Source organism: Pseudomonas sp. MF09150, assembly GCF_059862355.1.
The window spans coordinates 1-4,289 of sequence record NZ_JCBCUS010000028.1; the positions used below are offsets into that span (position 1 = coordinate 1).

The following is a 4,289-nucleotide window of genomic DNA, read 5'->3' on the forward strand; positions in this document are numbered from 1 at the left end:
GTGCACACGAGTATTGAGCATAGTCGAGATTGGTGCAGACGACTCCTGATATTGGGCTGTCAGGAGCCGTATGCACACCAGGCGTTACATCCAGTCAGATGGTGCGGTCGTCTTCTGAAAACGACACAAAAGCTCATCTGGAATAGGTGTGCCATAAACGACCGTTTACGGGACGGATGCGCTCGTCAATTTCAGGTGCTGAAAGCGACCGAAAACGAACCACAGGATATTTTTTCTTCCTCAACATTCCCTACAGCAGCTCAGCACCTGAGCTGATTGGAGGAATGACCATGAAGCAGAGTTTCCACCTACATTTTGATCGGGACTTGAGCAAGGCCGGTTCGGCGATCCTCAGGGAGGCAGTCCGGCGCGGCCTCCTCAGCCAACACGAGGCAATGATCCACGACCAGCAGTGGGCCCAGTTTAGTATTTACGCCAAGGAGTCTCATGAGGTGGACATCCTGGAGCTCGTCAATAAAAAACTGGTGCGGCAATACGGCGAAGAACTCTGTATCCAGGTGTACCACGGGAATCTCTCGCAGCAAGGCGCGGCGAACTTGCTTGAGACCGTGTATTCAGTAATGGCCCTTGCAACCGATGGTGGCTGGAAAGTCGCGACAGCTGACGTTGGCGACCGTATTGGCTTTCCTAACCATGCACGGATTACCGTCCCGCGCAGCCTTGATCAAGCGAGGTTCGAGGCAGCTGTAGAAGACGTTCAAACTCGCCTCTCTGAGCACCTGGCGGTGGTGATTATGTTAGTGCGGTATCTGGGCATTTCGCTGCGTGAAGCGTTTTTCTTCGATGCCCGAATAGCTCTGAATGACGCCAAAGCAGACGGATATCATTCGGTAAGTAACGGCAGCGAAGATCCATACGATCACCGCAAAATTAATATCTCAGGGGGCAAGCAGATCGCCGTTTTGGAAACGGCCTCGGCAGTTCAAGGTGTGCGGCACTGTCACCATCCAAGACAAGAAGCATGGCGGATATGGCGGCAAAACAGCCTACCTGCAGCTAAGGAGCTTTTGCTTGCTCATGGGTTAAATTTTGATGATTGCCGCTCAGCGTATGCCTGCGAGCTCTACGAACAATGGGCCGATCATAAAGCTCCGATTCTTGGGGGAAACGCTCCCCACGACGAGGATCTAGAGGCGCGGGATCACGTCGCCTACGAGCTCGGAAATTTACGTATCTGGGAAACTGATGCATACGTCGGTGCCCGAGCCACCCTACTGAAGGAAGCAGCCGGTACCAGCCGCTAAGGCACTACGCAGCAGATTTGGGATTAGATCAGACGCCCTTAAACTTGGCTTACCTCGAGTCAAAGGAGTCAGGGCGTGGATCGTTTTGAATTGTTGGTATATGCGGTACTTGCGGTCATCAGTGCGCTCACCATCACAGGTGCTGTTGGCTACATGGTCGCAGCGTATCTGGACAAGAAGCGTGGCGACGATTGAGTCTTCAGCGGTATGACCAGATACCTGTAACAAACTGTCCGCTGCCTTTTCATCGGCAGCGGGCGCCTACCCGAATCCACCTGCAAGGCATCACTACTGCGATACGCAATATTTGCCACCCAAGTCCATGAGATCAGCGATGACCTTGGCTGGGTAGTCAGTTGCCGCGTCAATGCGAAAATGACCGGAGCGCCGAAGCGCTTAGATCAACGGCATGCTCGCTTCTCGATGTGGCGAATTAGCTTGCCCGGTACGCCATAACCCGTGCGCCGACTCGCAGGCAACATCTGATCTTGGGTTTTCCTAAAACTACCGGAGAGTGTCTAGCGACCTCATCTATCCGGAGCACCACCATGGAATTTCGCCACCTCGGTAACGGGCAGTACTTCCCACCCATTGCACCAAACGGTCGGGTTTACGCCGTACCTCTTGGGCAGGAAACCCAGGTAGAAATTTTCTGCCTGACACCAGTAGGCATCATGGGCGCGGGCGTCCAATCGCACTGGTCAGAAATCGTTGGTTTTTACTACGACGACGAATCATGGGAGATCATCCCGCGCAATTACTCGGGACGAGGAATGCGCTTCCGCAGAGGCCTCTCCTGCATCATGGTGATCGCCGGCAGCGAGGCTCTCACGACCCACATCCAGGGCTACCCCATCCCCATCTGCGTAATGAACCGCATTGCATTCGAACAGCAGCGATGCAGTGAAGGGTAGCGCATCACCGCCGCCATCCGCTGCGCGACACAGGTACCAGCTAGACCGGCACCTACCAATGTTTATTTTATGAAAGTGAAGCCTCTCACTGCTAATACAGATCGCAGTTGGCCAGCAGCCTTGGACGTACGCATCACTGCTAATAGCAAATATAGCCTGTGAACCCCGCATGCACTGGCCTGCTGGCTGGCAGCGAGTAGATTTAGCGCACTACACTGCTTATAGCCCGTAACCTACTCAAGCGCTGCAACATGTCGCACAGGAATTCACTGCTGATACAAGAAAGCCCCGTCAGACCATGCTGCACGGGGCTTTCGGACGCTAAAATCGGTTCAGATCCGTTCGGCACTGCTTATAGGCACTCAGCCTCTACTCTCCCGAATAGAGACCGCCATGATCAAGCGCTTGGTATCTAGACAGTTTCTTTTCATAAGCGACCAACGTCCGACGCAGCTGACGATTCTCGCTGGCAATGCTACGAATCTCAGCAAGACGCTCCTCAACCTGCAAAACCAGGCGGCGGTAAGGGTATTTAACAAACTCGAACGAGGAAGCCGGGTATTTGTGTTTGCCATTGCCCTTGGCAATAGTAAGGGGCGCGAATTTGTTTTTTTGCCCATGCAGTGGCACCAGTTTGCACCAGTAGATCGAGTACGCATTCGGGCTCGTTTGCTTGATTGACACGGCAGCTACAACAGATCTGGCCCCAGTCTTTTTGTACAGCTTCATGGACGCATCCACATAGCTTGTTACCAGGCGTCTCGCGTCCACCAACAACTGCTCATATTGCTGATCCAGCAAGGCGACTATCGCTTGCGGTTCTTTGCTCATGGCCAAGGCTCCAACTGCTTCTAGAGCCCAAATGGTGGCATCTCATCCGGTATCAAAAATTCGCTTTCAGGCGATTTTACCGTCAGAAATTTACGGAAGCGGAGTTGGCAATGCACCGCTGCCGCTCTGCCGCGCGTTAGATGGGCGGCAGATGACGACATTGCAGACGTACAGCAACATTACGTGCAAAGGATGCACAACAGACGACGACGGATGCCCTGGCTCGAGATTGAACAGAATCAACGAATGCCAAAGTGACGATAAGCAGGCAATGGCCAAGAGCTGATCCTTCTGATCGACGGCTTCCGCCCCAAGCCGGATCTTTACCGCTCGCGCTTCGAACATTGCGGTGTTGGTTCGCAAACATTCCCAACCACAAGCAGAATGGCAGTTGCGCAAAACAAAAACGGTTATGACCCGCCTTTCCCGACTGGCGAATGCAAAGTCGTAGGCAGCGCACGGGTAGCACGGAGTTCTTCCGCGATAATGGTCGCCTGCTGCAGAGCGGCACTGTCAAGAAACGAAGCGTTCAGATCGAACGTGATGGCATCGTCGTCGGAGCTTTCCTTTATCGCATAGGGCCCGAAGAGGATGTCGTTGCTTCCCTCAACATGGGGCTGGAAACGTGACAGGGGATTACGACTGTCGTTCCCATTGTGTATCGCTATCGCGGAACCATTGTCGCTATACATGGTACGCAGAACGGAGGGATCGCGCTTGCCGCTAATCCATTGCCGGGGCGTGACAGGATCGCCGTCCATTACTAGGGGCACGCGCAAGAGGTAAATTACCTCGTCCGCGTCCTCGAGCCTACTGAACGCAGCATCATAGTCCGGCTGCCTGCCCAACACGCAGTCGATGTCCACCTGTATGTCGAAGAAGGCCACTTTGCCGGCATTCGCTCGCACGTCATAAAGGAGATCCAGAAGTTTTGGGCTACCTTGGTCAGCCGCGGTAGGGCAGAACGTGTACCAGCCGGAAATGACGGGCATCTCAACACCTATCACTGCTGGCGTAATAGCTGGCTCTGCCTGGCTCGGAATTGCTTTCTGGGAACTGTTTGCTGCCGGGGATGCCACAGAGCCTGACACTTCTGCTCCAGGAGGAGGTGCGCTGTCAACTGCAGGACCCTCATGCAACAAAGCCCATAATCTAGGCTTTGTACGAAAAGTATTGCCGCATGCAACGTAGGCTGCAGGCCAAGGTGACCATGGCTGCAAAGCTCTTGGCCAGCTTGTCATAGCGAGTGCCGATCCTGCGATTTTCTTTCAGCCAGCCA

4 protein-coding genes and 1 pseudogene are annotated in these 4,289 nt (G+C 54.0%); 2 read left to right on the forward strand and 3 right to left on the reverse strand.

Annotated features, from left to right (window positions below; translation table 11 throughout):
- Positions 1–290 precede the first annotated feature (290 nt).
- Together AC19YX_RS35155 and AC19YX_RS35160 are read left to right on the forward strand one after the other, a co-directional pair.
- The gene (locus tag AC19YX_RS35155) at positions 291–1,265 is read left to right on the forward strand and encodes a hypothetical protein (protein ID WP_017735522.1); all 975 of its coding nucleotides are present in this window, start codon (positions 291–293) and stop codon (positions 1,263–1,265) included.
- 548 nt (positions 1,266–1,813) lie between these two features.
- Positions 1,814–2,179, forward strand: a complete 366-nt coding sequence (locus AC19YX_RS35160; protein ID WP_017735521.1) for a hypothetical protein — start codon at positions 1,814–1,816, stop codon at positions 2,177–2,179.
- A gap of 369 nt (positions 2,180–2,548) precedes the next feature.
- Here the strand turns inward: AC19YX_RS35160 and mobI are convergent, their stop codons facing one another.
- The 3 genes and pseudogenes from mobI to AC19YX_RS35175 form a co-directional block, all read right to left on the reverse strand.
- Positions 2,549–3,010 carry a conjugative transfer protein MobI(A/C) gene (mobI, locus tag AC19YX_RS35165; RefSeq protein ID WP_014754508.1) on the reverse strand — a complete coding sequence of 154 codons (462 nt, stop codon included), beginning with the start codon at positions 3,008–3,010 and terminating at the stop codon, positions 2,549–2,551.
- Positions 3,011–3,420: 410 nt separating this feature from the next.
- Positions 3,421–4,002: a hypothetical protein gene (locus AC19YX_RS35170; protein ID WP_017735520.1), complete on the reverse strand. Its 582-nt coding sequence runs from the start codon at positions 4,000–4,002 to the stop codon at positions 3,421–3,423.
- Positions 4,003–4,162: 160 nt separating this feature from the next.
- A pseudogene (locus AC19YX_RS35175) lies at positions 4,163–4,289 on the reverse strand (IS5/IS1182 family transposase); the annotation flags it as partial.